The organism is Streptomyces pseudovenezuelae (genome assembly GCF_001513955.1).
In the GTDB taxonomy this organism is placed as follows: domain Bacteria; phylum Actinomycetota; class Actinomycetes; order Streptomycetales; family Streptomycetaceae; genus Streptomyces; species Streptomyces pseudovenezuelae.
The window spans coordinates 1,190,060-1,213,892 of sequence record NZ_KQ948144.1; the positions used below are offsets into that span (position 1 = coordinate 1,190,060).

Genomic DNA, 23,833 nt, shown 5'->3' on the forward strand with positions numbered 1-23,833 from the left:
GTAAATTGATCCACATGGTTCCGGTCAAGGTCCTGAGCTACAACATCCGCTCCATGCGGGACGACACCGACGCGCTGGCCCGAGTCATCAGGGCCTGCGCACCGGATCTCGTCCTGATCCAGGAAGCCCCCCGGTTCTTCCGCTGGCGCAAGAAACTCGCACGGCTGGCCTCGGCCTCGGATCTGGTCGTCCTCACCGGCGGCGGTACAGCCGCGGGACCGGCCATCCTCTGCAACCTGCGGGCCACGGTCGAGCGCACGGAGGACGTGCTCCTCCCGCTCACCCCGGGCCAGCACAGGCGAGGCTTCGCCACAGCCGTCGTCGACATCGCGGGGGCCCGCCTCGGCGTACTGAGCTGTCACCTGTCCCTGCAGAAGGACGAACGCCACGACCAGGCGAGCGCCCTCCTCGACCGCCTCGCCGGCATGGGCGTGGACCACGCCGTGGCCGGGGGCGACCTCAACGAAGGTCCCACCGGCCCCGCCTTCACCCGCGTCGCCGCCAACCTCCAGGACTGCTGGGCGGCCGGCCCTCAGGGTGGCGAACACACCTGGACCCGCACCGAACCCCACCGGCGCATCGACGCGATCTTCGCCACGAAGGGCATCGAGGTGCTCGGCTGCGGGGTCCCGGTGGACCTCCCCGGCATCACGGAGACAGACCTGAGGGCGGCCACCGACCACCTTCCGGTCCTGGCCACCCTCGGCATTCCCGTGCCCTGAGCCGGACTAGGCCCTGTCGTTTGGATCAGCCCGGCGTCGCGGGGTCTGGCACGCACATCTGCGGCGTTGTCGTCGGTCGCCGACGCTCCGCGTCGACTCCCTCCTCCGCCTTGCGGCTGCACGCACCAGACCCCGCTCGCGTCGGCAGAAAAGCACCGCACCTCACGGCCGGCCTGATCCAAACGACAGGCCCTAGACGACGGCTCCCCGTCCGGGATCCTCGTCGTCCTCGTCGTCCGTCCGCATCCGCGTCACCAGCGTGACGAAACCGCCCAGGAACCCGCCGATCCCGACCGTGGCCAGCCACCACGTCATCTCCCAGCCGAGCAGCACCGCGACCAGCAGCAGGACCGGTCCGCCCAGCACGCCCAGCCAGGCGAACTTCGAGGTGGTGTCGGCGGCCGGCAGCGCGGGCGGCTCCGGCGGCACGAAGTGCCCCTCGTCGTCCTCCTCGAAGTCGTCCTCGGAGGCCTCCGGGGCGCTGTAGTCGCGGGGCCCGACACCGGGCGCGAAGGAGACGGAACCGCCCAGCGGCTTCGCCGGCTTCTCGTCCCTCTTCGGCCCGGGCTCCGGCTTGTCCAGAGCCGTCACCGTCGGCTCGTCGTTCGTCTCGGGCTCCAGGAGCGCGAGATCCTCGACCGACTTGAACGGCTTCGTGCCCGGCGGGTCCTTCGGCTCCTCGCCGTACCCGGCGACGATGGCCGCCCACGCGGCCTCCTCGTCGAACGGGACGCCCTGCTCCTCCGGCTCGTGGCCCTCGCGGTCTTCGCGTTCGGAGTCGTGCTCAGCCACGGGCGGCCGTCCCTTCACTGCCGATGCCGGTGGTGTGCCGGCCGATGAACGCGAGGCTCTCGTCGAAAATCCGCTCCGCGTCATGGTCCAACGTCGCCACGTGGTAGCTCTGTTCCAGCACGATCTCGGTCACGTCCGTCGACGACACCCGGCTCAGCACGCGCGCGGAGTCGGCCGCCGGCACCACATGGTCCTGCGTGCTGCGCAGCACCAGCAGCGGCTGCGTGACCTGCGGCAGCTCGCCGTCGACCTGGCGGAAGAAGGTCCGCAGGGAGTGCGCCGCGTGCAGCGGCACCTTGTCGTACCCCAGCTCGACGCTGCCCTCCTTCTTGATGTCACTGGCGATCCCGGGCGCCGTACGGACGAAGTGGCGGGCCACCGGAAGGGCGTACGGCGCGAGGCCGTGCATGCGGTTCGCCGGGTTGACGACGACGACACCGCGCACCGCGTCCCCGTGCTTGGCGGCCAGCCTGAGGGCCAGGGTCCCGCCCATGGACAGACCGGCCACGAACACGGAGGTGCAGCGCTCGGTCAGGGCGCGCAGCTCGCGGTCCACCTCGGCGTACCAGTCCTGCCAGCCGGTGAGGGCCATGTCCTGCCAGCGGGTGCCGTGCCCGGGCAGCAGCGGCAGCGAGACCGTCAGGCCGTGCTCGGCGAGGTGCTGGGCCCAGGGACGCAGCGACTGGGGGGAACCGGTGAAGCCGTGGCAGAGAAGGACACCGGCCTCCCCGCCCTCATGGCGGAACGGCTCGGCTCCGGGGAGGACCGGCACCTAGGTCTCCTGTTCATGAAAGAAGCGTGAGCAAGTCCAGGTGTGGTTCACCGTACGCGACGGCACTGACACCGACCAGGGCCGTCGGTCTGTTTGACGGGGCTCCGGGTTAAGGTCTGTTCGACGAACACAGGAGGCACTCGGTTGTTGTACGGCACGATGAAGGTCGCCATCGGGGGGCCGCTGAAGGTCGCCTTCAGGCCCTGGGTGGAAGGCCTTGAGAACATTCCCGCCGAGGGAGCGGCCATCCTGGCGAGCAACCACCTGTCGTTCTCCGACTCCTTCTTCCTGCCCGCGGTCCTCGACCGCAAGGTCACCTTCATCGCGAAGGCCGAGTACTTCACCACGCCCGGGGTGAAGGGCCGGCTCACGGCCGCCTTCTTCAAGGGGGTCGGCCAGCTCCCGGTGGACCGCTCCGGCGCGCGCGGCGCGGGCGAGGCGGCCATCAGGAGCGGCCTCGACGTCCTGGAGCGCGGTGAGCTGTTCGGCATCTACCCCGAGGGCACGCGCTCGCCCGACGGGCGTCTGTACCGCGGCAAGCCCGGCGGCCTCGCGCGCGTGGCGCTCGCCAGCGGCGCCCCGGTCATCCCGGTCGCCATGATCGACACCGAGAAGATCCAGCCGCCCGGCAAGGTCATGCCCAAGCTGATGCGGCCGGGGATCCGCATCGGCGAGCCGCTGGACTTCAGCCGCTACCAGGGCATGGAGCACGACCGCTTCGTACTGCGCGCGGTGACCGACGAGGTCATGTACGAGATCATGAAGCTCTCCGGCCAGGAGTACGTCGACATCTACGCGACCGCCGCCAAGCGGCGGATCTCGGAAGCGGCCAAGGCCGAGAAGGCCGCCAAGGCGGCTGCCGCGAAAGCCGAGGCGGCCGTCGTGCAGGCCGAGAAGGACAAGCCCGAGAGCTCCGCGTCCTAGGATCCTGGGACACGGCGGTCCGGGCCCGGGGGTGGGGGAGATGGCCAAACAAGTACGCGTCATGCGCATGTCGGTCGAGCAGCCGCTGTGGCGTGCCCTGACCGGGTACCGCGTGCTCACCATGCTGTACGCGGTCGGGCTCTTCGCCACCGAGTACGACCAGTTCGACCGGCCCGGCATCGCCATCGCCTACTACGTCGTCCTGTGCGTCTGGACGCTCGCCACGCTGCCCCGCGTCCAGAACGCGGCCGCGTGCACCAAGCGCTTCCTCGCCGTCGACCTCGCGATCGCGCTCACCGGCATCGTGCTGACCCCGCTGGTCGTCGACCAGTACCACATCGACAGCGGCGGCCCCACCCTGCCGTCGATATGGACCGCCGGTTCCGTGCTCGCGTTCGCCATCAAGGGCGGCTGGCGCTGGGCCGCGCTCGCCTCCACACCGGTCGCCGCCGCCAACCTGCTCGAGCGCGGCCAGCCGGCCCGCGACACCGTCCACAACGTGATCCTCGTCTGGGTCGCCTCCATCGCCATCGGCTACGTCGTCGAGGTCGCCCGCGCCTCCGAGCGCACCCTCGCCCGCGCCCTGGAGATCGAGGCGGCCACCCGGGAGCGCGAGCGGCTGGCCCGGGACATCCACGACAGCGTCCTCCAGGTGCTCGCCATGGTGCAGCGCCGGGGCGCGGTCCTGGGCGGCGAGGCGGCCGAGCTGGGCCGGATGGCAGGTGAGCAGGAGGTGGCGCTGCGCACCCTGGTCTCCGGCGGTCTGACGTCCGTCTCCCGGGTGTCCCGGGACGCGGCCCAGGGGGCGGTCGTCCATGTCGTCGACGACGAGCCGGACGGCGGGTCGGCCGACGGACCGCTCGACCTGCGCGCGCTGCTCGCCCCCTACGCCTCGGCGAAGGTCTCCCTCGTCGAGCCCGGCGCCCCCGTCCCGCTGCCCCCGCCCGCCGCGCGCGAGCTGGCCGCGGCCGTCGGAGCCGCCCTGGACAACGTGCACCGGCACGCCGGTGAGCACGCGCGCGCGTGGATCCTCGTCGAGGACGAGCCCGACGAGGTGATCGTGACCGTACGGGACGACGGACCCGGCATCGCCGAGGGGCGACTCGCCCAGGCCGAGGGGGAGGGGCGGCTCGGGGTGGCCCAGTCGATCCGGGGCCGGCTGCGTGACCTCGGCGGCAGCGCCGAGCTGATCTCGCCTCCGGGGCAGGGCACGGAGGTCGAGCTGAAGGTACCGAAGATCTCACGGGGGAAGGCAGGACAGCGATGAGCGACAAGGACCCGATCAAGGTGATGGTGGTCGACGACCACCCCATGTGGCGAGACGCTGTCGCCCGGGACCTGGCCGAGTCCGGCTTCGACGTGGTCGCCACCGCGGGCGACGGCGACCAGGCGGTACGCCGGGCCAAGGCGGCGGACCCGCACGTCCTGGTCCTCGACCTGAACCTGCCGGTGAAGCCGGGCGTCCAGGTCTGCAAGGAACTCGTCGGCCACAACCCGGCCCTGCGGGTCCTCGTCCTGTCGGCGAGCGGTGAGCACGCCGACGTCCTGGAGGCCGTGAAGTCCGGCGCCACCGGCTATCTGCTCAAGTCGGCCTCGACCGAGGAACTCCTGGACGCGGTCCGCCGCACGGCCGTCGGCGACCCGGTGTTCACGCCCGGACTCGCCGGCCTGGTCCTCGGTGAGTACCGCCGCCTCGCCTCCGACCCCACGCCCGCCTCCGACCCCGACCAGCCCAAGGCCCCGCAGCTCACCGAGCGCGAGACCGAGGTGCTGCGGCTGGTCGCCAAGGGACTGAGCTACAAGCAGATCGCCGAGCGCCTGGTGATCTCCCACCGCACGGTCCAGAACCACGTCCAGAACACCCTCGGCAAGCTGCAACTCCACAACAGGGTCGAGCTCGTCCGCTACGCCATCGAACGAGGCCTCGACGACGAGTGAGACGGGCGTCACACTGACCCTTCGTCAGGCACCTGCGGCGAAGGGAACTGTCCATGCGCGTCGGAGTACTGACCGGAGGCGGCGACTGCCCCGGCCTCAACGCCGTCATCCGGGCCATCGTCCGCAAGGGCGTTCAGGAGTACGGCTATGACTTCACCGGCTTCCGGGACGGCTGGCGAGGTCCACTGGAGGACGCCGCAGTGCGTCTCGACATCCCGGCCGTCCGCGGCATCCTGCCCCGCGGCGGCACGATCCTCGGTTCCTCGCGCACCAATCCGCTGAAGCAGGAGGGCGGCATCCGCCGGATCCAGGAGAACCTGGCCGAACGGGAGGTCGACGCGCTCATCGTGATCGGCGGCGAGGACACCCTCGGCGTCGCCGCGGCACTGTCCGACGAGCACGGAGTGCCCTGTGTCGGCGTACCGAAGACCATCGACAACGACCTCTCCGCCACCGACTACACCTTCGGCTTCGACACCGCGGTCGGCATCGCCACGGAGGCCATCGACCGGCTGCACACCACCGCCGAGTCCCATATGCGGGTCCTGGTCTGCGAGGTGATGGGCCGTCACGCCGGCTGGATCGCCCTGCACTCCGGTCTCGCGGGCGGCGCCAACGTCATCCTCATCCCCGAGCAGCGCTTCGACGTCGACCAGGTGTGCGCCTGGATCACCTCCCGCTTCAAGGCGTCGTACGCCCCGATCGTGGTCGTCGCCGAGGGCGCCATGCCGAAGGACGGGGACATGGTCCTCAAGGACCAGTCGCTCGACTCCTTCGGGCATGTGCGGCTGTCCGGCGTCGGCGAATGGCTGGCCAAGCAGATCGAGAAGCGCACCGGCAAGGAGGCCCGCACCACGGTCCTCGGGCACATCCAGCGGGGCGGCACCCCCAGCGCCTTCGACCGCTGGCTCGCCACCCGCTTCGGCCTGCACGCCATCGAGGCCGTCCGCGACGGCGACTTCGGCAAGATGGTCGCGCTGCGCGGGACGGACATCGTGCGCGTGCCGATCGGCGAGGCGACGGCGCGGCTGAAGACCGTCGACCCGAAGCTCTACGAGGAGGTGGGGGTCTTCTTCGGCTGAGCCCGGCACGGTGTGGTTGTGGGCCGTATATTCGGCCCACAATCACACCAGAAGGGGAGCCGTCTCCGTGGAGATCCTGGCATTCGGCGTGCAGGCCGACGAGCGGCCCCTGATCGAGCGCGCGTTCGCCGGGCACCACGAGGTCCGCTGCCTGGACGTCTTCCTCAACGAGGACACCGCCCCCATCGCCGTCGGCTACGAGACCGTCTCCACCAGCGTCAACGCCGAACTCGGCGCCCGTGTCCTGGAGGTCCTCGCGGCGGGCGGCACACGGATGGTCGCCCAGCGCTCCACCGGCTTCAACAACATCGACCTCAAGGCCGCCGAGCGCCTCGGCCTGACGGTCGCCCGGGTCTCGTACTACTCGCCGTACTCGGTCGCCGAGTTCGCCTGGACCCTCGCCATGGCGGTCAACCGCCGGGTCGTGCGCGCCTCCACGCGCACGCGTGACTTCGACTTCCGGCTCGACGGCCTGATGGGCCGCGACCTGCACGGCCGTACCGTCGGCGTCCTCGGCACCGGCAAGATCGGCGAGGCCTTCACCCGGATCGCCCACGGCTTCGGCATGCGGCTGCTCGGCTGGGACGTCACCGAGAACCCCGGCTGCCTGGAACTCGGCATGACGTACGTCCCCAAGGAACAACTGCTCGCCGAGTCCGATCTGATCAGCCTGCACGTCCCGCTGATGCCGGAGACCACCCACCTCCTCGACGCCGAGGCCCTGAAGGCGATGAAGGACGACGCGATCCTGGTCAACTCCAGTCGCGGCGGCCTCATCGACACCGCGGCCCTGGTCGGCGAACTGCGCGCCGGCCGCTTCGCGGGCGTCGGCCTCGACGTCTACGAGGCGGAGGCGGGCCTGTTCTACGTCGACCGGTCCCTGGAGGCCATCGAGGACGACACCCTGGCCCGCCTGGTCACCTTCCCGAACGTCCTGGTCACCTCCCACCAGGCCTACTACACCGAGGACGCCGTCGGGCAGATCATCGACGCCACGGTCAGGAACGTCCTCGACTACAAGGCGGGCCGCCGCTCCGAGAACGTGCTGGTGCCGCGCAGCTGAGCCAGCAGCTCCCGTACGACGGCGGCACCGTTCAGCGTCAGGACCGACTCGGGGTGGAACTGCACCCCGGCGAAGCCCGGCCCGCGCAGGGCATGGACCTCGTGCGTGTCGCTCCGGCTCACCTCGATGCCGTGCGCGGCCAGCTCCCGGGCCTCCTCGTCGTCGCAGCGCGCCACGAAGCTGTTGTAGAAGCCGACGGTCTCCGGCCGCCCGAACAGGTCGACGGTCGTCTGCGCCCCCTGGTACGGCACTTCCTTGCGTACGATCCCTAGGCCCAGCTCGGCCGCGATCAGCTCATGGCCGAGGCAGACGCCGAGCACGCCGTGCCGGTGGCCGCGGAGGACGTCGGCGGTCAGGGCGCGCAGGAACCGCATCTTGGGATCGTCGAGATCGGAGGGGTCGCCCGGGCCCGGGCCGAGCACGAGAGGCCCCTCGTGCGCGAGCACGGCGTCCGTGAGGCCGGGTTCGTCGTAGCGCCGCACGGTCACCTCCAGCCCGCCCGAGCGCAGCACATGGGCGAGCATCGACGTGAAGGTGTCCTCGCCGTCGACGACGAGGGCGTGTCCCGCGAGGTCGTCCGACCGCTCCTGCATCCGCAGCCAGAAGGGGGCGAGGTTCGTGCGCCGCCCGTCGAGTGCGGCACGCACGCGTGGATCGTCGGCGAGGCTCACGCGCGCGTGGTCCGCACGGGGCCGGGACGGCCGTACGCCGAGAGCCGCCAGCACCCCCGCCGCCTTCGCGTGGGTCTCCGCGACCTCGCTCGCCGGGTCCGAGCCGCGCACGAGGGTCGCGCCGACCGGGACCCTCAGCCGTCCCCCGGCGGAGATGTCCGCCGTGCGGATGAGGATGGGGGAGTCCAGGGTCTGCGCCCCGCCGGAGTCCCGGCCGAGCAACGCCAGCGCGCCCGCGTAGTAGCCGCGCCCGCCGACCTCGTGCCGCTCGATGACCCGGCAGGCGTTCTGCACCGGAGAGCCGGTGACGGTGGCCGCGAACATGGTCTCCTTCAGGACCTCCCGCACGTCCAGCGAGGACTTGCCGCGCAGTTCGTACTCGGTGTGCGCGAGGTGGGCCATCTCCTTGAGCCGGGGCCCGACGACGACCCCGCCCATGTCACCGACGGTGCACATCATCTTGAGTTCCTCGTCGACGACCATCGACAGCTCCTCGATCTCCTTGCCGTCGGCCAGGAAGTCGAGCAGGTGCTCGGGGGTCGGGCCCTCGGCGGAATAGCGGTACGTGCCGCTGATCGGGTTCATGACGACGGTCCCGCCGGACATCCGCACGTGCACCTCGGGGCTGGCACCGACCAGCGTGCGGTCACCGGTGTGGACGACGAAGGTCCAGTAGGCGCCCCGCTCGCCCACCAGGAGCCGCCGGAACAGCGCGAGGGCGTCCGCGCGGGAGAAGCCCGGGATCTCGCCCCCGTACGTCCGCCGGATCACGAAGTTGGCGCCCTCGCCGCGCCCGATCTCCTCGTGCAGGACCCGTACGACGATCTCGGCGTACTCCTCGTCGGCGACGTCGAAGCCGCCGTCCTCGACCCGGACGTCATGGGTGGGGAGCTGTTCCAGCACCGTGGCGAGAGGGAGGTCGTACGTCTCCTCGGGGGTCAGCACCGTCAGGGGTGTGCCGTCGTCCCGGACGTCGAAGCCGCGCTCGCGGATCTGCCGGAACGGGATGAGCGCGAGCCCTTGGTCGGGGAGGTCCGCGAGGCGGTCGTAGGTGGCGACCGGGCCGACGAGCAGTTCGACGGAGTTCTCGTCGTGGCCCGGGGTGCGGCGCCGGACCAGGGCGAACGGACGGTCGTCGGCCGGCAGACGTGTCAGGTCCATGGTTCCTCAGCTCTCGATGAGTCAATGACTCGATGTCGGAGAGGAACGGCCCCGGAAACGCCGAAGGCCGCCCCTCGGGCGGCCTTCGCGAAGTCTTGCGTACGCGCAGTCAGTGGGCCGCCGGATGAGCGGTCCACCACCAGTTCTGGGTCGAGTGCGCGAACATGCGACGCACCTTATCCCATGTCCGACCCTTGTACCCCGTGTCTCATTTGCTGGGCATGGCCCGGGAGCCCCGACACGACCCCGTAATGTTGATGCCGTGACCGTGAACGCTAAGACCAGCGCGAGCGCTGGCAACACCTGGCGAGACCTGCCCGCGGCGCAGCAGCCCGAGTACCCCGACACCGAGGCTCTGCGCGCAGTGATCGCGGACCTCGAGTCGTATCCGCCGCTCGTCTTCGCGGGCGAGTGCGACCAGCTGCGCGCCCGGTTGGCGGCCGTCGCCAAGGGAGAGGCGTTCCTCCTCCAGGGCGGCGACTGCGCCGAGGCCTTCGACGCCGTGTCCGCGGACCACATCCGCAACAAGCTCAAGACCCTGCTCCAGATGGGCGCCGTGCTGACGTACGCCGCCTCGGTGCCGGTCGTGAAGGTCGGCCGCATCGCCGGCCAGTACTCCAAGCCGCGCTCCAAGGGCACCGAGACCCGCGACGGCGTGACCCTGCCGACCTACCGCGGCGACTCCGTCAACGGCTTCGAGTTCAACGAGAAGGCCCGGATCCCGGACCCCGAGCGCCTGAAGCGGATGTACAACGCCTCCGCGTCCACGCTCAACCTGGTGCGCGCCTTCACCACCGGCGGCTACGCCGACCTGCGCCAGGTGCACGCCTGGAACCAGGACTTCGTGAAGTCGTCCCCCTCCGGCCAGCGCTACGAGCAGCTGGCCCGCGAGATCGACCAGGCGCTGAACTTCATGCGGGCCTGCGGGACCGACCCGGAGGAGTTCAAGACCGTCGAGTTCTACTCCTCGCACGAGGCGCTGCTGCTCGACTACGAGTCGGCGCTCACCCGCGTCGACTCGCGCACCGGGCGGCTGTACGACGTCTCGGCGCACATGGTGTGGATCGGTGAGCGCACCCGGCAGCTGGACCACGCGCACATCGAGTTCGCCTCGCAGATCCGCAACCCGATCGGCATCAAGCTCGGCCCGACCACCACGGCCGAGGAGGCGCTCCAGTACATCGAGCGCCTGGACCCCGACCGTGAGCCCGGCCGGCTGACCTTCATCGTCCGCATGGGCGCCGACAAGGTCCGCGACAAGCTGCCCGAGCTGGTCGAGAAGGTCACCGCCTCCGGCGCGACCGTCGCCTGGATCACCGACCCGATGCACGGCAACACCTACGAGGCGGCCTCCGGTCACAAGACCCGCCGCTTCGACGACGTGCTCGACGAGGTCAAGGGCTTCTTCGAGGTCCACAAGGGCCTCGGCACCCACCCGGGCGGCATCCACGTCGAGCTCACCGGTGACGACGTCACCGAGTGCGTGGGCGGTGGCGACGAGATCTTCGTCGACGATCTGCACCAGCGCTACGAGACCGCCTGCGACCCGCGGCTCAACCGCAGCCAGTCGCTCGACCTGGCGTTCCTCGTCGCGGAGATGTACCGGGACCAGTGAGTCCCTGAGACGGCTGTGGGGCGCGGATCACATACGATCCGCGCCCCACACCACTTTTGTGGTCACCCGGCGCCGGGTAAGGTTAGGTTAGCCTTAACGATCCCGGCAGGAGGTGAATCCGCGTGTACGTCTGCAGCTGCTTCGGTGTGACCGAGACGCAGGTCAAGCATCACGCGGAGAACGGCGCCTGCACGCCGCGCCAGATTGCCTCCGCCTGCAAGGCGGGCACCGACTGCGGTTCCTGCGTGCGGCGCATCCAGGCGATCCTCGGCCGGGGCGCGTACCCGCGTCCCGAACTCGTCGAGCGTCCCGAGCGCGTCGAACTGGACGAGGCCGCCTAGCTCTCCGGCTGCTCGATCAGCTGCGCGATGTAGAGCGCCTCACCGAGCTTCTCCACAAGCTCCAGCTGGGTGTCGAGATAGTCGATGTGGTGCTCCTCGTCCGCGAGGATCGACTCGAAGATGTTCGCCGAGGTGATGTCCCCCTTGGCGCGCATCACCTCGATACCGCGCTTGAGGCGGTCGATGGCCTCGACCTCGACCTGCCGGTCGGCCTCGAACATCTCCTTGACGGTCTGGCCCACGCGCACGTGGAACAGCCGCTGGTAGTTCGGCAGCCCCTCCAGGAAGAGAATCCGGTCGGTGAGGACCTCGGCGTGCTTCATCTCGTCGAACGACTCGTGCCGGGTGTACTTCGCGAGCTTCGTCCAGCCGAAGTTCTCCTGCATCTTCGCGTGCAGGAAGTACTGGTTGATCGCGGTGAGCTCGCCCGTGAGCTGCTCGTTGAGGAATTCGATGACCTCGGGGTCGCCCTGCATCGCAGAGGCTCCTTCCAACCGTGGGGAACTGGCAGGCTGCGCCGCATCCTTGCACCGGGGAAGAAGATCGTCCAGTAAGTCTTCACTTAGTAAGTAAGGGCATGCTTAGTCCGATTTGAGGCGTGTTGGGCTGGGGCTGGTCCGGTGCATCGCCTCGGGTCTGTCAGGATGGAAGGCATGGGTCAGCCGGTGGAGCGGGAGAGTGGAGAAGCGGCGTACTCCGAGCTTCCGCCGGGGCAGCGACTGCAGCGAGGCTGGCCCGTCACGCACTACGGGCCGGTCCCCAGGTTCCGGCCCGAGCGCTGGGAGTTCCGGATCTTCGGCGCCACCGAGGACGACGAGAAACACTGCTGGAACCACGAGGAGTTCACGGCCCTGCCGTACACCACCGTCGTGGGTGACCTGCACTGTGTGACGAAGTTCAGCATGCTGGGCGCCGAGTGGGGCGGCATCCCGGCCCGCGCCATCCTGGACATCGCCCCGCCCGCGCCGGCGGTCACCCATGTGATGGTCTGGGCCGAGTACGGCTTCAGTTCCAACCTCCGCCTCGCGGACTTCGCGTCCGAGCGCACGATCTTCGCCACCCACAAGGACGGCGAGCTGCTGACCGCGGAGCACGGGTTCCCGCTCCGGCTGGTCGTCCCCCATCTGTACGCCTGGAAGGGGCCCAAATGGGTCCGCGGCGTGGAGTACATGACCGCCGACCGGCGCGGGTTCTGGGAGGAGCGCGGCTACCACAACGTCGGCGACCCCTGGAAGGAACAGCGGTACTCGTACCAGGAGGAGCCGGGGGACGGCCCCGAGCTGTGACGGTCAGTGCGCGTGGTGCTGGTGGACCACGGCGTGCCCCTTGCCGCGGCCGATCATCCACTTGTTGACCGGCACGGTCACGACGAACGCGATGGCCAGCGAGATCGCCAGTGACACCCAGAACAGCAGATCGGCGAGTTCCGCGTCCATGGCGTCCGGCCACAGGACGATCACGCCGTTGTCGATCAGCTCCATCACGGCGATGGACAGCGTGTCGGCGGCCAGTGCCACCCGGAGCGCGGCCCGGAAGCCCATGCCGGCCTTCAGGACCCCGCGCAGGGTGAGGGAGTAGCCGAAGAAGAAGGCCAGGACGATCGCCAGCACGGTGGTCGGCAGGTTGCCCCAGCCCAGCGCGGTACCGATGACCATGCCGAGCACCTCGCCGATGGCGCAGCCGGTGAGGCAGTGCAGGGTGGCCTGGGCGGCGGTGGACCAGGTGGCGCCGCTCGCCTGTGCGGCGTCGGTGTGCGCGGTGTGGGTGTGAGTGTGTGCGGTGTGCTCGTGGTCCACGGCTGACCCCCGGTGTCGGTTGGCGGATGCTTCGACTGAAGTCAACTGTATACCCCCTGGGGGTATTCCTGTGAAGGTTCGGGCGTCGTTCAGGGAACGGACGGAACATTCCGTGCCCAGAGCGCTACGCTGTGATCCTTGCCTGGCGGGGAAGGCCGGGTGGAGACGGATTCGAGGGGCCCGCGGGGTTCCGCTTGCGATCCGGTTCGGGGGAGAGCGGTTCGGGGGACGACGGTGGGGCTGTTCGGTGAGCGGCATACCTTTTTCGGGGGTCTCGGCCCGGCGGACCGGGAGGCGTTGTCGAGTCTCGGCACCCGGCACGAGTACCCGCCGCACGACACGCTCCTCGCGGAGGGGGACCGCACCACCTTCGTGGTCGTCCTGCTCAGCGGCTGGTGCACGGTGTGGACGCCGACCGAGCGCGGCGGCCGTCTGATCCTGGCCCTGCGGCGGGCCGGTGAACTCGTGGGCGACATGGCGGCACTCGACGGCCGTCCCCGCAGCGCCTCGGTGAGCGCCCTCGGCCCGCTGACCGGCCTGGTCGTGTCCGGCGAGCGTTTCCGGCACTTCCTCGCCTCGCGGCCGCACGCCAACGCGCTGATGACGATCCAGCTCACCGAGCGGCTGCGCAGCGCGGACCACGAGCGCCGGGCCCTCGCCTCCATGACCGTGCTGCAGAGGCTGGCGGAACGCCTGGTCGAACTCGCCGACCGTACCGGCCGCCTGGAGAACGAGGCGGTGACCATACGGCTCCCCCTCGCGCAGCACGAACTGGCCGCATCGGTGGGCTCCACCCGCGAGGCCGTCGCCAAGGCCCTGCGCCTGTTACGCGAACAGGGCCTGGTCCGCACCGGCCCCGGCACCCTCGCCGTCGCCGACCTGGATCCGCTCCGCCTGCTCGCCGCCGGACAGCCTCATGGCACACACACCTAGCAGCACCGGGTGCCGCGCTGTGTAAACGGCTACAGCGGTGCTCGGCCGACTCCGCGACCATCCGAGGAGCCGGTGGTTCGACGGGACGGCAGGGAGGAGAGAACGATGGAGGGGGAAGCCGCGTACGGCTTCATCGTCAACGTGGACGCGCAGGGCTCGGGCCTGCTGACCGACACCGAGAAACCCGAGATGCGGCGCAGACTCTACGAGGTCACGAACGCCGCCTTCGAGCAGGCCCGTATCCGTGCTCCCCGGCTGTACCAGGAGGACCGCGGCGACGGCATCCTCAGCGTCCTGGCGGCCGACGTACCGCCCAGGCGGGTGGTGGGGGAGTGGCTGGAGTACCTCCACCAGGACCTCCGCCAGCTCAACCGCGGCCTCAGGACACCGCTGCGGCTGCGCGTGGGCCTGCACATCGGTCCCGTCACGGCCGACGAGCACGGCCGCTCCGGGCGCGCGGTCGACCTGGCCTGCCGGCTGGGGGACTGCGACACCGCGAAGGCGATCCTCAAGGCCGCGGAAGGGTCACCCCTGGTGGCGGTCGCCTCCGACCGGCTGTACGAGGACGTCGTCCTCGCCGGCGGACGCTGGGTGGAGCCGGACCGCTACCGCCGCCACGAGGTCGAGCTCAAGGAGGGCCGCAAGGCCGCCTGGTTCACCGTGCCCGGGCTGCCTCGGCCTCCCGACCCGGCGACCACGGCGACGGCACCCCGGCCCGAGCCGCCGCAGCCCCAGGGGACCGGGGACAGCTTCGTCCAGAACAACCACCACCACGGCAGCGGCCAGTTCATCGCCAACGGCAAGGTCGACACGTTGCACATCGACCAGTACGGCGGTGACCGGTGAACGCCCAGAGCCCCCAGCCCCCTCAGGGCGCCCCGAAGCCCCAGCAGCAACAGCCGCAGCAGAAGGCCGAGCCGGACAAGGCCGCCGGCCCCGAGGCGGGCAGCGGCCCGGAGCAGCCTCAGTCCGACGTCATCGGCGGCACCGCGGCCGACCCGCTCGGCGAGGAGGCGCTGCCCGGGGCCGCGGCCGCCGCCTCCCGGATCTACCGCTCGACCGTGTCCTCGCACGGCTCCGGCACGCTCATCAGCTCCGGATCCGTCCACACCATGAACTTCTACGGCGGACAGCCGGCCGAGCGGCTGCTGGCCGGCCCCCTCCCCGAGGACGAACTGCGCAGGCTGCGCCGGGTCTTCCAGGAACCGGAGGACTACGACGAGTACCGCGAGCAACTGCGCGACGGACGGCTTCTGGTCCTGCTCGGCCGACCCGGCACCGGCCGTTCGTACACCGCCCTGTCCCTGCTCGACGACCTGACCCGCGGCCAGGTCTCGCGGCTCGACCCACGGACCGACCTGGACCACCTGGACGACGGCCAGGTCGACGAGGGCCACGGCTATGTGCTGGAACCCAGCGCGGTCGGACTGCCCGACGAGACCGGCCTGGACCGGCTGTGCGAACTGCTGCGCAAGAAGCAGGCGTACGCCGTCCTGCTGGCCACCCCCGAACCCGGGGACGTGCTCTCCCGCGGCGGCCGCTACTACCGCGTGCACACCCCGGTCGCCCACACCGCCGTACTCGAAGGGCACCTCGCCGACGAACTCGACGAGGCGGGGCCCGAGTCGTACGAGCGCGCCCGGGCCATGGCCCTCGATCCCGAGGTGGAGGAGGCGCGGGGCCTCGACGACCTGCGGCCGGCGGAGGCCGCCCACTTCGCGACCCTGCTGGCCCGCAACACCCGGGGCGAGCTCACGCACGACGAACTGCTCGCCGCATGCCGGAAGTTCGCCGAGAACCAGGCCGCCGAGTGGTTCGCCGGAGGCGTCCGCTCCGAGACCCCCGAGCGGTTACGGGACGCGGCCTACCGGATCGCCGTCGCCGTCCTGGACGGGGCTTCGCTCAGCGCCGTCGCCGAGGCCGCCGAGGTGCTCGCCTGGGAACTGGCCGTCACCGTCGACCCGGAGGCGACCCCCGGCCGCCCGCTGTTCAGCGACGGCGTCGACGCCCGGCTGGTCTCCGCCCGCGCGGTCGCCGAACTCGGCACGGAGGAGGTCGGCACCGAGGAGGTCCCGGTCCGCACGGTGCGCTTCGCCGGTGAAGCCCTCGCCCCGGCCGTCCTCGGCCACCTCTGGCAGCACCGGCACAACGCACGCGGGCCCGTGCTGCGGTGGCTGTCCGGACTGTGCGAGGACGACCGGCCCCAGGTCTGGGTGCGGGCCGCCGTCGCGGCCGGACAGCTGTGCCGCCTCGACCTGTCGCACACCGTGCACGAACTGGTCCAGCCCATGGCCCAGGCCAAGCAGGCCCGGCGCCGGCTGTTCGCCGCGACCGTGCTCGACGTGGCCCTGCGCTCCCCGGACGTCGGCAGCGCGATCCGCGCCCTGGTCGGCTCCTGGGCCCGGCACGGCGACCAGCAGCTGCGCTGGACGGCGGGCGCCGTGCTCGGCAGGGGGCGCGCCACGGCCACCCTGCGCGAGACGCTGGACCTGCTCGGCGGCATCGGCGTCTGGGACGAGGGCCGGCTCCGGGCCGACGCGGCCGTCCAGGTCGCCCACTTCGCGGGCGCCCACCCCGACGGCCGTACCCCGAGCCGGATCCGGGCCTGGCTCTCCGACGAACGCCGGCCCCAGCAGGACCTCGGTCTGCAGAGCACGATCTTCCTGGCGTCCGTCACCGTGGTCGATCTCTGGAACCAGCACGACGATCTGGAGGGCCACGGGGACTGGCCGCTGATGCTGGCCCTCGCCGCCGTACGGCCCGCGCAGGCCGCGGAACTCGCCGGGCTCCTGTGGACGGCCCTGCGGACCCCACGCTCCTACGAGGCCGCCGTCGACACCCTGTCCGGCTGGCTGCGCGACTCCGCCGACCAGCCCTGGGCCGAGGCGCTGGAGCGGTTCCTGCCGATGCTCGTGCACAGCCAGGACGACCGGGACCGGCTGCTGTCCCTGATCACGGAACTGACCGAAGACCCCGACCAACCACTGAACGAACAGCAGGTCCGCCGCCTGTGGGGGGCGGTCCAGGGAGCGAGTACACCATGACGCACAACCAGTGGGGGCAGCAGTGGCCGCGCCAGGACGAGGAGTTCGTCCTCCCGCACGACCTCAGAGGCCCCTTCGTACGCGAGTTCGCCCCACAGGCCGCCTACCGGCACCGCAACAGCCAGGTGGCCTCGGTGCTCTACTACAAGAACGGCGGCTACAGCATCCTCACCGTGCGCGGCGCGGAGCACTTCAACAAGCCGCTGATGGCCAAGCCCACCTCGGTCTGCTGGATCGCCCGCGGTCAGCACCAGGTCTCCTTCCAGCTCGAACTGCCCACCCTCGGCGACCGGTCGCGGTTCAAGGCGGGCGCCGACGTCAACTGGGAGGTGCGCGACTTCTACCTGGCCGCGGAGAAGCGGGTGGTCGACGTGGAACGCATGCTCCGGCCGCCGCTGGAGGCCCGGCTGCGAGGGATCAGCCGACGCCACAGCCTGGACTCGGCGCAGCAGGTCGACGAGGCGATCCAGGACGAGCTGGCCAGCGGGCGGTGGGACGACTTCGGCGCCGACCTCGGTCTGGTCACCCAGGTCTTCATCCGCATCGACCTCGGCCAGGCGGCCGCCGACCACCAGGCCCAGATGGTCGCGGTGGAGACGGGCAGCAAGGTCCAGGAGGCCATGGACATCGCGCACAAGGCGCGGATCGCCGCCAACCTCGCCGACGCGCAGAAGCTGATCAGCGCCGGCGAGACCGTCCAGTACGCCACGATGCTGGCCCAGGACCCGAGCCGGGCGCACGAGATCCTCGGCGTGCTCCAGCAGCAGGCCCGCGAGCAGCGCCAGGGCGCCCTGGACTACCTGACCAACCTGATCAACCAGGGCGTGGTCCAGCGGCACCAGATCGACGACCAGGTCCAGGCCCTCATCGACTACAGCCGCACGGTCGCCGGCGGGGTCTTTCCCCACGGGCTCCCGTCGGCCCCGACCTCGCTGCCGATACCCCCGATGCCGCCCGCACCGCCGCTGCCTCCGGCCGACGCACCGCCGGCTCCTCCCGCGTCGCCGACCGACTCGGTTCCCGGCCAGGGCACGGGGATGGAGTACGAATCGGGTTCCGGGGCCCGCGAGTGACCCCGGACGCACCGGAGGCCGCGCACTACGTCGCCGAGCGGCTGCTGCTGACCGTCCGTGAGGATCTGGGCAGAGCGGACGTCAAGGCGTCGATCCTGCTCTCGGGTGCCGTGGCGGTGCCGGCGCTGGCGCTCGGCCGAGGAGTACCGAGCGAGGCCTCGGGGGCCGCCACGGCGCTCCTCGCGGCGGGTGCGGCGCTCTGGGCGGTCGGCACGCTGCTGCTCCTGGCGGTGATCCTGCCCCGCACCGGCACGGTCCGCTCGGTCCCGGGTCCGACGTACTACGCGGACGTCCTTCGTGACACGGACCTGGAGGCGTTGCGCCGTGCCACCGCCGAGGCCGGCGCGGACCGGGTGAGCTGGTTGCTGACCCAGTTCCAGGACGTCAGCGTCATCCTCTCGGCCAAGTACCGCTGGCTGCGTCGGTCGATGGTGCTGCTCGGGGCGGGGCTGCTGCTGGCGTTCCTGTCAGCCCTCGTGAGCTGACCGGGCCGTCCCCGGCTTCCTCCGCCGGCCTGGGGCGTCCTCAGCCGTCCCGGAGCTTCTTCAACCGCTCCACGTCGGCCGCGTGCCCCTCCTTGCCGCCGGGTGTCTCGATGATCAGGGGGACGCCCTCGGTGGCGGGGTGGGTCATCAGGGCGCGGAACGGGTCCTCGCCGATGTGGCCGGAGCCGATGTTCTCGTGGCGGTCCTTGCGGGCGCCGACGACGTCCTTGGAGTCGTTGGCGTGGATCAGCTTCAGGCGGCCCTCGCCGACCGTGTCCACCAGCAGGTCGAGCGTCTGGTGCATGCCGCAGGGGCCGGTGAGGTCGTGGCCGGCGGCGAAGATGTGGCAGGTGTCCAGGCAGACGCCCAGCTTCGGGTGGGCGTCCAGGGCATCGAAGTACGGGCCGAAGTCCCAGGTGCGGGAACAGAGCGAGGCACCCTGGCCGGCGGTCGACTCCAGGAGCAGGTACGGGTCGTCGTCGTGGGTGAGTTCGTCGAGGAGCGGCAGCAGATGCTCGCGGACCTGCTTCAGGGCCACGGAACGGTCCCGGCCGCCGGTCGCGCTGCCGGTGTGCACGACGACACCGAGCGCCCCGATCTCGCGCCCGCGCCGCAGCGAGTGCCGGAGCGAGTCGACCGACTTCTCCACCGTCGCCTCGGTGTGCGAGCCGAAGTTGATCAGGTACGGGGCGTGCACGTACGCCGGGATCGCGCGTTCCGCGCAGGTCTCGCGGAACGCCTCGTCCTGGCGGGGGTTTCCGACGGGGGTGGCCCAGCCGCGCGGGTTGGCGACGAAGACCTGCACGGTCTCGGCGTCGAGGTCCTGGGCGTACGACAGGCCCACCGAGTGCAGGCCGCCGGCCACGGGGACGTGACCGCCGACGGGGTTGCGCTGAGTTGTCACCGGTCAAGGGTGCCATTGCCTGCGGCGCTGGGGCGGTGCGGGTTCAGGTGCGGGTGCGGGTTCGGTGGGGGCGGGCGTTTTGCGCAGTTCCCCGCGCCCCCAAACGCAGGGGGCGTCCGTCAGCGGATGGTGATCGTGATGGTCGAGCCCTTGGGGGCCGTGTCCCCGCCCTCCACCGACTGCTTCTTCACCGTGTCGCCGAACAGGCCCAGCAGGCCACGGTCCTCGTCGACCTGGAAGCCCGCGTCCTCCAGCTCGGACTTGGCGTCGTCCACGCTGTCGCCCGTGACGTCCGGGACCTCGACCATGACCGGGCCCTTGGACACCGTCAGCGTGACGGTGTCGCCCTCGGCCGCCTGGCTGTCGGCGGCCGGGGTCTGCTTGGCGACCTGGCCCGCGTCGAACTCGGAGTTGACCCGGGTGGTGGCGACCTCGACCTTCAGGCCGGCCTCCGCCAGATCGGCCTTGGCGTCGGCCAGGTCCTCGCCGCTGACGTCCGGGACGTCGACCGGGGCGCCCTTGCTGACGGTGAGCGCGATGGCCGCGCCGGCGCGCAGCGTGGTGCCGCTCCCGGGGTCGGTGCTGATCACGAACCCCTTCGGGACGTCGTCGCTGAACTCCCGGGTGACCATGCCCGGTTCCAGATCCTCCGACTTCAGCCGGGCTCTCGCCTTGCCCAGCGACCACCCCTCCACGTCGGGCACCTTCACCGTCTGCGGGCCCCTGGAGACGGTGATCGACACGGAGTCGTGGTTCCGGATCCGGCTGCCGACCCCCGGGTCCGTGCTGATCACGGTGCCGCGCTTGACGGTGTCGCTGTAGTCGTAGGTGACCTTGCCGGTCTCCAGACCGGCCTGGTCCAGCCGGTCCCGGGCCTGTGCCTCGGTCTTCGCCAGGAGGGCCGGGACGTGGGTGAACTGCCCGGAGTTGATGTACCAGACACCTGCGCCGAGCCCGAGGGCCAGCAGGACCGCGGCGACGATCAGGAGCGGGCCACGCCGGGGGCGGCCGGAGGAGCGCTCACGCCGGGACGGCGGCAGCGGGGGGCTCTGCAGGACGCTGGTGCGGTGGTACCCCTGCTCGGGCTCGTCCCCGTCGACCGGCAGCAGGCGTGCCGGGGATCCCCCCGCGTGAGCGGCGCCGGGCAGGGGAGAGGTCAGCGAGCGCGGGATCACGCTCGTACGGTTCTCCGCGCCTCCGTACTGCGTGGTGAGGGCCTGCGGGGGCTCCGCGTCCAGCTGGTCGGGGCTCAGCCTGCCGCGGGCCTCGCGGGTCTGCGCGAGCAGGGCCACGGCGTCGTACGGACGCAGGTCCGGGGTGCGGGCGGTCGCCGACGCGACCAGCTCGTCCAGTTCGTACGGCAGCCCCGGGACCCTGGCCGAGGGGGGCGGGACGTCCTCGTGGAGGTGCTTGTAGAGGACTATCGCGGGGGAGTCGCCTTCGTGCGGCTGGCTGCCGGTCAGCATCTCGTACAGGACGACACCGCACGCGTACACGTCGACGCGGGCGTCCGCCGTGCCGGGCTGGTCGATCTGCTCGGGTGAGAGATAGGACACGGTGCCGAGGACGGCTCCGGTGGTGCTGGTCACGGTGTTCACGGACCGCACCAGACCGAAGTCGGCGACCTTGACCCGGCCGTCGTCCCCTATCAGGACGTTCTCCGGCTTCATGTCCCGGTGCACGAAACCGGCGCGGTGCGCGGCGCCGAGCGCGGCGAGGACCGGCTCCAGGATGTCCAGGGCGGCACGCGGCTGCAGGGCCCCGCGCTCGCGCAGCACGTCACGCAGGGTGCAGCCGGCGACGTACTCCATGGCGAGGTAGACGTACGACCCGTCGGTGCCCTGGTCGAAGACCTGCACGACGTTCGGGTGGGAGAGCCGGGCGACGGACTTGGCCTCCCGGATGAACCGCTCGACGAAGGTCCCGTCGGCCGCGAGCGCGGGGTGCATCACCTTGAGCGCGAGCACGCGGTCCAGACGGGTGTCCAGGGCCCGGTAGACCGTGGCCATCCCGCCGACCGCGATCCGCGCGTCCACGCGATAGCGGCCGTCGAGCACCTGCCCGACCAGCGGGTCCTGAAGGGTCGTATCCACGCAGGCGAGTCTACGAGCCGCCGCCGACAGTCCATCCGGTTCGGCGGATTTGGCGGCCGTACTGCAGCTGACCTGTGACGGAGCTCGCACCTGGCCGTATCCAGGATCGAACGCGTGTTCAGAACGCCGGGCGTTCCGGATCCAGTACGGCCCTGCCCTCCGCCGGCGACGAGGCCTCGGCGAAATGCCGCCGGGGGATGCGCCCCGCCCGGTACGCCAGCCGGCCCGCCTCCACCGCGTGCCGCATCGCGTGCGCCATCAGTTCCGGCTCCTGCGCCCGCGTCACCGCCGAGGCGAGCATCACACCGGCACATCCCAGTTCCATCGCCAGGGCCGCGTCCGACGCCGTGCCCGCCCCCGCGTCCAGGATCACCGGCACGCGCGCGCGCTCGACGATCAGCTGGAAGTTGTGCGGGTTGCGGATGCCGAGGCCCGAGCCGATCGGTGAGCCCAGCGGCATGATCGCCGCGCAGCCCGCGTCCTCCAGCTTCCGGGCGAGCACCGGGTCGTCGTTCGTGTACGGCAGCACCGTGAAGCCGTCGTCCACCAGGGTCTCCGCCGCGTCCAGCAGCTCTATGGGGTCCGGCAGAAGGGTGCGCTCGTCGGCGATGACCTCCAGCTTGACCAGGTCGGTGCCGAGAGCCTCGCGCGCGAGGCGGGCCGTCAGGACGGCCTCCCCCGCGGTGAAACAGCCCGCCGTGTTCGGGAGCACCCGGATGCCGAGCCTGTCCAGCACGGACAGCACCGAGCCGTGCACCGAGGGGTCCACGCGGCGCATCGCGACCGTCGTCAGCTCGGTGCCGGAGGCGATGAGCGCCCGCTCCAGCACGTCCGGGCTGGGCGCCCCGCCGGTGCCCATGATCAGCCGGGACGAGAAGGGCGCACCGCCGAGGACGAAGGGATCGTCGGCCATGGGTCAGCCTCCTTGGACGGCGGTGAGGACTTCCACGCGGTCTCCCTCGGCGAGGGGCGTCGAGGGCCACTGCGCGCGCGGGACCACGGTCTCGTTGAGGGCGGCGGCCACCCCGGAGGGCGCCGGCGTCAGCGCCCGCACGACGGTGTCGAGAGCCGTGCCGGGAGCGAACCGGCGCGGCTCGCCGTTGACGGAGATGTTCATGCCGGCTGCTCCACGGACTTGAGGAAACGCCCCGGGGTGAACGGGCGGGCCGCCTCCGGCAGTTCACCGGTCGTCAGGGCGTGTGCCAGCGCGTCCCCGGTGACCGGCGTCAGCAGCACGCCGTTGCGGTAGTGCCCGGTGGCCAGCAGCAGGCCGGGCAGGTCCGTCGGGCCGAGCAGCGGGGCGTTGTCCGGGGAGCCCGGGCGCAGACCCGCGCGGGTCTCCGTCAGCGGCAGCTCGGTGATGCCGGGGACCAGTTCGTGCGCGTCCCGCAGCAGTTCGTACACGCCGCCCGCGGTCACCGTGGTGTCCCAGCCCAGCTCCTCGCTGGTCGCGCCGATCACCAGCTCGCCGCTCTCGCGCGGCACCAGGTAGACGTGGCTGCCGCGCACGACGGCCCGCACGGTACGGCTCAGGAAGGGCGCGTGGCGCTGCGGCACGGTCAGTCGCAGCACCTGCCCCTTGACGGGCCGTACGGGAGGCAGGAGGGCCTCCGGGACCCCTTCCAGGCGGCCGCTGAGGCTGCCGGCGGCGAGCACCACCTGGTCCGCCGCCAGTTCCGCGCCGTCCGTGGTGGTGACCCCGGCGGCCCGGTCCCGTACGACCCGCAGACGCCGCGCCCACGTGCGGTGGAACAGCACACCCGCCCGCTCGCACGCGACCAGCAACGCGCGCGTGAGGCGGCGCGGATCGATCTGGTGGTCGCCGTCCACCCGCAGCCCGCCCCGCACCCCCGGCGCGAGCATCGGCTCAAGGCGCCGGCACTCCCGGCCTGACAGCCACTCCGACTCCAGCCCCGACTGCCGCTGGAGCGCGTGCAGTTCGCGCAGATGGGCGCGGTCGTCGGCGTCCAGGGCCACGGCGAGCGTGCCGCACCTGCGGTAGCCGAGGTCGTGCCCGGTCAGCTCGGTGAGCTCGGCCGCGAAGGCGGGATAGCGGTGCGCGGAGGCGAGGTTCAGGCCCAGCAGGGTCTGCTCGCCGTAGTGCAGTTCGGTGACCGCGGCCAGCATCCCGGCGGCCACCTGGGCGGCCCCGCCGCCCGGTTCGGGGTCCACGACGGCCGCGGTGAGACCGCGCTGCGCGGCCCGCCAGGCCGTGACCAGGCCGATGATGCCGCCCCCGACGACGAGGACGTCTGACGTACGTGAGGACATGGGCGTCCAGCCCCTCCCTTCGCCGGCATGACCCGGATCAGGTTCGTACGGTCGGAGGCCGCCCAGCCTCCCTCTCAGCCCGGTGCGTCCGGGCTCCCGCGAGTGCTCTACGTTGGCCACCCTAGCCCGTGCCCGTGTGCCTCTGTAAGGGAG

The 23,833-nt window shown here is 71.3% G+C and carries 25 protein-coding genes and 1 riboswitch; of the genes, 14 read left to right on the forward strand and 11 right to left on the reverse strand.

The features are described 5' to 3' along the window. The first annotated feature begins 14 nt into the window (after window positions 1–14). Entirely contained in the window at window positions 15–722 is a 708-nt protein-coding gene (locus AQI94_RS05215) for an endonuclease/exonuclease/phosphatase family protein (protein WP_037945527.1), read from the forward strand. A 192-nt stretch (window positions 723–914) separates the two neighbouring features. Here AQI94_RS05215 and AQI94_RS05220 read toward each other — a convergent pair whose 3' ends face one another. Further along, the gene (locus tag AQI94_RS05220) at window positions 915–1,514 is read right to left on the reverse strand and encodes a hypothetical protein (protein WP_031061932.1); all 600 of its coding nucleotides are present in this window, start codon (window positions 1,512–1,514) and stop codon (window positions 915–917) included. Further along, complete coding sequence (locus tag AQI94_RS05225) at window positions 1,507–2,286, reverse strand: alpha/beta hydrolase (RefSeq protein ID WP_031061929.1); 780 nt, start codon at window positions 2,284–2,286, stop codon at window positions 1,507–1,509. The genes AQI94_RS05220 and AQI94_RS05225 overlap by 8 nt, the downstream gene beginning before the upstream one ends. A gap of 147 nt (window positions 2,287–2,433) precedes the next feature. On the opposite strand from AQI94_RS05225, the gene AQI94_RS05230 reads away from it, so the two are divergent. From AQI94_RS05230 to AQI94_RS05250, 5 genes are all read left to right on the forward strand, one after another. Next, the gene (locus AQI94_RS05230; RefSeq protein ID WP_037945525.1) at window positions 2,434–3,210 is read left to right on the forward strand and encodes a lysophospholipid acyltransferase family protein; all 777 of its coding nucleotides are present in this window, start codon (window positions 2,434–2,436) and stop codon (window positions 3,208–3,210) included. A gap of 40 nt (window positions 3,211–3,250) precedes the next feature. Further along, the gene (macS, locus tag AQI94_RS05235; protein WP_062229640.1) at window positions 3,251–4,477 is read left to right on the forward strand and encodes a MacS family sensor histidine kinase; all 1,227 of its coding nucleotides are present in this window, start codon (window positions 3,251–3,253) and stop codon (window positions 4,475–4,477) included. Next, window positions 4,474–5,148 (forward strand): response regulator, encoded by a 675-nt coding sequence (locus AQI94_RS05240; RefSeq protein WP_031044545.1) that lies wholly within the window; start codon window positions 4,474–4,476, stop codon window positions 5,146–5,148. Before macS ends, AQI94_RS05240 begins: the two co-directional genes overlap by 4 nt. 53 nt (window positions 5,149–5,201) lie before the next feature. Then, entirely contained in the window at window positions 5,202–6,230 is a 1,029-nt protein-coding gene (locus AQI94_RS05245; RefSeq protein WP_031044542.1) for a 6-phosphofructokinase, read from the forward strand. A 67-nt stretch (window positions 6,231–6,297) separates the two neighbouring features. Beyond that, window positions 6,298–7,293 (forward strand): 2-hydroxyacid dehydrogenase, encoded by a 996-nt coding sequence (locus tag AQI94_RS05250; RefSeq protein ID WP_031044539.1) that lies wholly within the window; start codon window positions 6,298–6,300, stop codon window positions 7,291–7,293. Here the strand turns inward: AQI94_RS05250 and AQI94_RS05255 are convergent. Continuing rightward, the gene (locus AQI94_RS05255; RefSeq protein WP_031044537.1) at window positions 7,245–9,125 is read right to left on the reverse strand and encodes an anthranilate synthase family protein; all 1,881 of its coding nucleotides are present in this window, start codon (window positions 9,123–9,125) and stop codon (window positions 7,245–7,247) included. The two genes, AQI94_RS05250 and AQI94_RS05255, sit on opposite strands and share 49 nt — an antisense overlap. A 109-nt stretch (window positions 9,126–9,234) precedes the next feature. Then, window positions 9,235–9,291, reverse strand: a complete 57-nt coding sequence (locus tag AQI94_RS46535; RefSeq protein WP_071528813.1) for a trp operon leader peptide — start codon at window positions 9,289–9,291, stop codon at window positions 9,235–9,237. Window positions 9,292–9,387: 96 nt separating this feature from the next. Here AQI94_RS46535 and AQI94_RS05260 point away from each other — a divergent pair, with 96 nt between their 5' ends. Both AQI94_RS05260 and AQI94_RS05265 read left to right on the forward strand, forming a co-directional pair. Beyond that, window positions 9,388–10,740, forward strand: coding sequence for a class II 3-deoxy-7-phosphoheptulonate synthase (locus tag AQI94_RS05260; protein ID WP_020119869.1), 1,353 nt, complete (start codon window positions 9,388–9,390; stop codon window positions 10,738–10,740). 122 nt (window positions 10,741–10,862) lie between these two features. Beyond that, on the forward strand, window positions 10,863–11,081 hold the full coding sequence (locus AQI94_RS05265) for a (2Fe-2S)-binding protein (RefSeq protein ID WP_031044533.1): 219 nt from the start codon (window positions 10,863–10,865) through the stop codon (window positions 11,079–11,081). Here AQI94_RS05265 and bfr read toward each other — a convergent pair. Continuing rightward, the gene (gene bfr / locus AQI94_RS05270; protein ID WP_031044530.1) at window positions 11,078–11,557 is read right to left on the reverse strand and encodes a bacterioferritin; all 480 of its coding nucleotides are present in this window, start codon (window positions 11,555–11,557) and stop codon (window positions 11,078–11,080) included. The genes AQI94_RS05265 and bfr overlap by 4 nt on opposite strands. A 177-nt stretch (window positions 11,558–11,734) precedes the next feature. On the opposite strand from bfr, the gene AQI94_RS05275 reads away from it, so the two are divergent. Beyond that, a complete protein-coding gene (locus AQI94_RS05275; protein ID WP_031044528.1) occupies window positions 11,735–12,367 on the forward strand; it encodes a sulfite oxidase-like oxidoreductase in 633 nt (210 codons plus the stop codon). A gap of 3 nt (window positions 12,368–12,370) precedes the next feature. On the opposite strand, the gene AQI94_RS05280 is transcribed toward AQI94_RS05275, so the two are convergent. After that, window positions 12,371–12,877 carry a DUF4396 domain-containing protein gene (locus AQI94_RS05280; protein WP_031044525.1) on the reverse strand — a complete coding sequence of 169 codons (507 nt, stop codon included), beginning with the start codon at window positions 12,875–12,877 and terminating at the stop codon, window positions 12,371–12,373. Between the two features lie 234 nt (window positions 12,878–13,111). On the opposite strand from AQI94_RS05280, the gene AQI94_RS05285 reads away from it, so the two are divergent. From AQI94_RS05285 to AQI94_RS05305, 5 genes are all read left to right on the forward strand, one after another. Then, on the forward strand, window positions 13,112–13,810 hold the full coding sequence (locus AQI94_RS05285) for a Crp/Fnr family transcriptional regulator (protein ID WP_031044523.1): 699 nt from the start codon (window positions 13,112–13,114) through the stop codon (window positions 13,808–13,810). A gap of 105 nt (window positions 13,811–13,915) precedes the next feature. Then, window positions 13,916–14,656 carry a nucleotidyl cyclase domain-containing protein gene (locus tag AQI94_RS05290; RefSeq protein ID WP_051832171.1) on the forward strand — a complete coding sequence of 247 codons (741 nt, stop codon included), beginning with the start codon at window positions 13,916–13,918 and terminating at the stop codon, window positions 14,654–14,656. Next, window positions 14,653–16,854 carry a hypothetical protein gene (locus tag AQI94_RS05295; protein ID WP_051832169.1) on the forward strand — a complete coding sequence of 734 codons (2,202 nt, stop codon included), beginning with the start codon at window positions 14,653–14,655 and terminating at the stop codon, window positions 16,852–16,854. The genes AQI94_RS05290 and AQI94_RS05295 overlap by 4 nt, the downstream gene beginning before the upstream one ends. Then, a complete protein-coding gene (locus tag AQI94_RS05300) occupies window positions 16,851–17,927 on the forward strand; it encodes a hypothetical protein (RefSeq protein WP_031044514.1) in 1,077 nt (358 codons plus the stop codon). Before AQI94_RS05295 ends, AQI94_RS05300 begins: the two co-directional genes overlap by 4 nt. Continuing rightward, on the forward strand, window positions 17,924–18,412 hold the full coding sequence (locus AQI94_RS05305; RefSeq protein WP_031044510.1) for a Pycsar system effector family protein: 489 nt from the start codon (window positions 17,924–17,926) through the stop codon (window positions 18,410–18,412). The genes AQI94_RS05300 and AQI94_RS05305 overlap by 4 nt, the downstream gene beginning before the upstream one ends. A gap of 40 nt (window positions 18,413–18,452) precedes the next feature. On the opposite strand, the gene AQI94_RS05310 is transcribed toward AQI94_RS05305, so the two are convergent. The 5 genes from AQI94_RS05310 to thiO form a co-directional block, all read right to left on the reverse strand. Then, the gene (locus tag AQI94_RS05310; protein WP_078902713.1) at window positions 18,453–19,316 is read right to left on the reverse strand and encodes a deoxyribonuclease IV; all 864 of its coding nucleotides are present in this window, start codon (window positions 19,314–19,316) and stop codon (window positions 18,453–18,455) included. 119 nt (window positions 19,317–19,435) lie between these two features. Continuing rightward, complete coding sequence (pknB, locus tag AQI94_RS05315) at window positions 19,436–21,409, reverse strand: Stk1 family PASTA domain-containing Ser/Thr kinase (RefSeq protein ID WP_031044503.1); 1,974 nt, start codon at window positions 21,407–21,409, stop codon at window positions 19,436–19,438. Window positions 21,410–21,527: 118 nt separating this feature from the next. Continuing rightward, on the reverse strand, window positions 21,528–22,322 hold the full coding sequence (locus AQI94_RS05320; protein WP_031044501.1) for a thiazole synthase: 795 nt from the start codon (window positions 22,320–22,322) through the stop codon (window positions 21,528–21,530). Between the two features lie 3 nt (window positions 22,323–22,325). After that, window positions 22,326–22,526, reverse strand: a complete 201-nt coding sequence (gene thiS, locus AQI94_RS05325) for a sulfur carrier protein ThiS (protein WP_031044498.1) — start codon at window positions 22,524–22,526, stop codon at window positions 22,326–22,328. Beyond that, window positions 22,523–23,680: a glycine oxidase ThiO gene (gene thiO / locus AQI94_RS05330; protein WP_031044489.1), complete on the reverse strand. Its 1,158-nt coding sequence runs from the start codon at window positions 23,678–23,680 to the stop codon at window positions 22,523–22,525. Before thiO ends, thiS begins: the two co-directional genes overlap by 4 nt. Beyond that, window positions 23,678–23,790, reverse strand: a riboswitch (TPP riboswitch). Its footprint overlaps the gene before it by 3 nt. Between the last annotated feature and the right edge of the window lie 43 nt (window positions 23,791–23,833).

Bases quoted from the DNA above. Each gene is read 5' to 3' on its own strand.
- AQI94_RS05300 (WP_031044514.1), top strand. From the start codon at position 16,851: ATGACGCACAACCAGTGGGGGCAGCAGTGGCCGCGCCAGGACGAGGAG.
- thiS (WP_031044498.1), bottom strand. From the start codon at position 22,526: ATGAACATCTCCGTCAACGGCGAGCCGCGCCGGTTCGCTCCCGGCACG.
- AQI94_RS05245 (WP_031044542.1), top strand. From the start codon at position 5,202: ATGCGCGTCGGAGTACTGACCGGAGGCGGCGACTGCCCCGGCCTCAAC.
- thiO (WP_031044489.1), bottom strand. From the start codon at position 23,680: ATGTCCTCACGTACGTCAGACGTCCTCGTCGTCGGGGGCGGCATCATC.
- AQI94_RS05290 (WP_051832171.1), top strand. From the start codon at position 13,916: ATGGAGGGGGAAGCCGCGTACGGCTTCATCGTCAACGTGGACGCGCAG.
- AQI94_RS05255 (WP_031044537.1), bottom strand. From the start codon at position 9,125: ATGGACCTGACACGTCTGCCGGCCGACGACCGTCCGTTCGCCCTGGTC.
- bfr (WP_031044530.1), bottom strand. From the start codon at position 11,557: ATGCAGGGCGACCCCGAGGTCATCGAATTCCTCAACGAGCAGCTCACG.
- macS (WP_062229640.1), top strand. From the start codon at position 3,251: ATGGCCAAACAAGTACGCGTCATGCGCATGTCGGTCGAGCAGCCGCTG.
- AQI94_RS05275 (WP_031044528.1), top strand. From the start codon at position 11,735: ATGGGTCAGCCGGTGGAGCGGGAGAGTGGAGAAGCGGCGTACTCCGAG.
- AQI94_RS05320 (WP_031044501.1), bottom strand. From the start codon at position 22,322: ATGGCCGACGATCCCTTCGTCCTCGGCGGTGCGCCCTTCTCGTCCCGG.
- AQI94_RS05240 (WP_031044545.1), top strand. From the start codon at position 4,474: ATGAGCGACAAGGACCCGATCAAGGTGATGGTGGTCGACGACCACCCC.
- AQI94_RS05215 (WP_037945527.1), top strand. From the start codon at position 15: ATGGTTCCGGTCAAGGTCCTGAGCTACAACATCCGCTCCATGCGGGAC.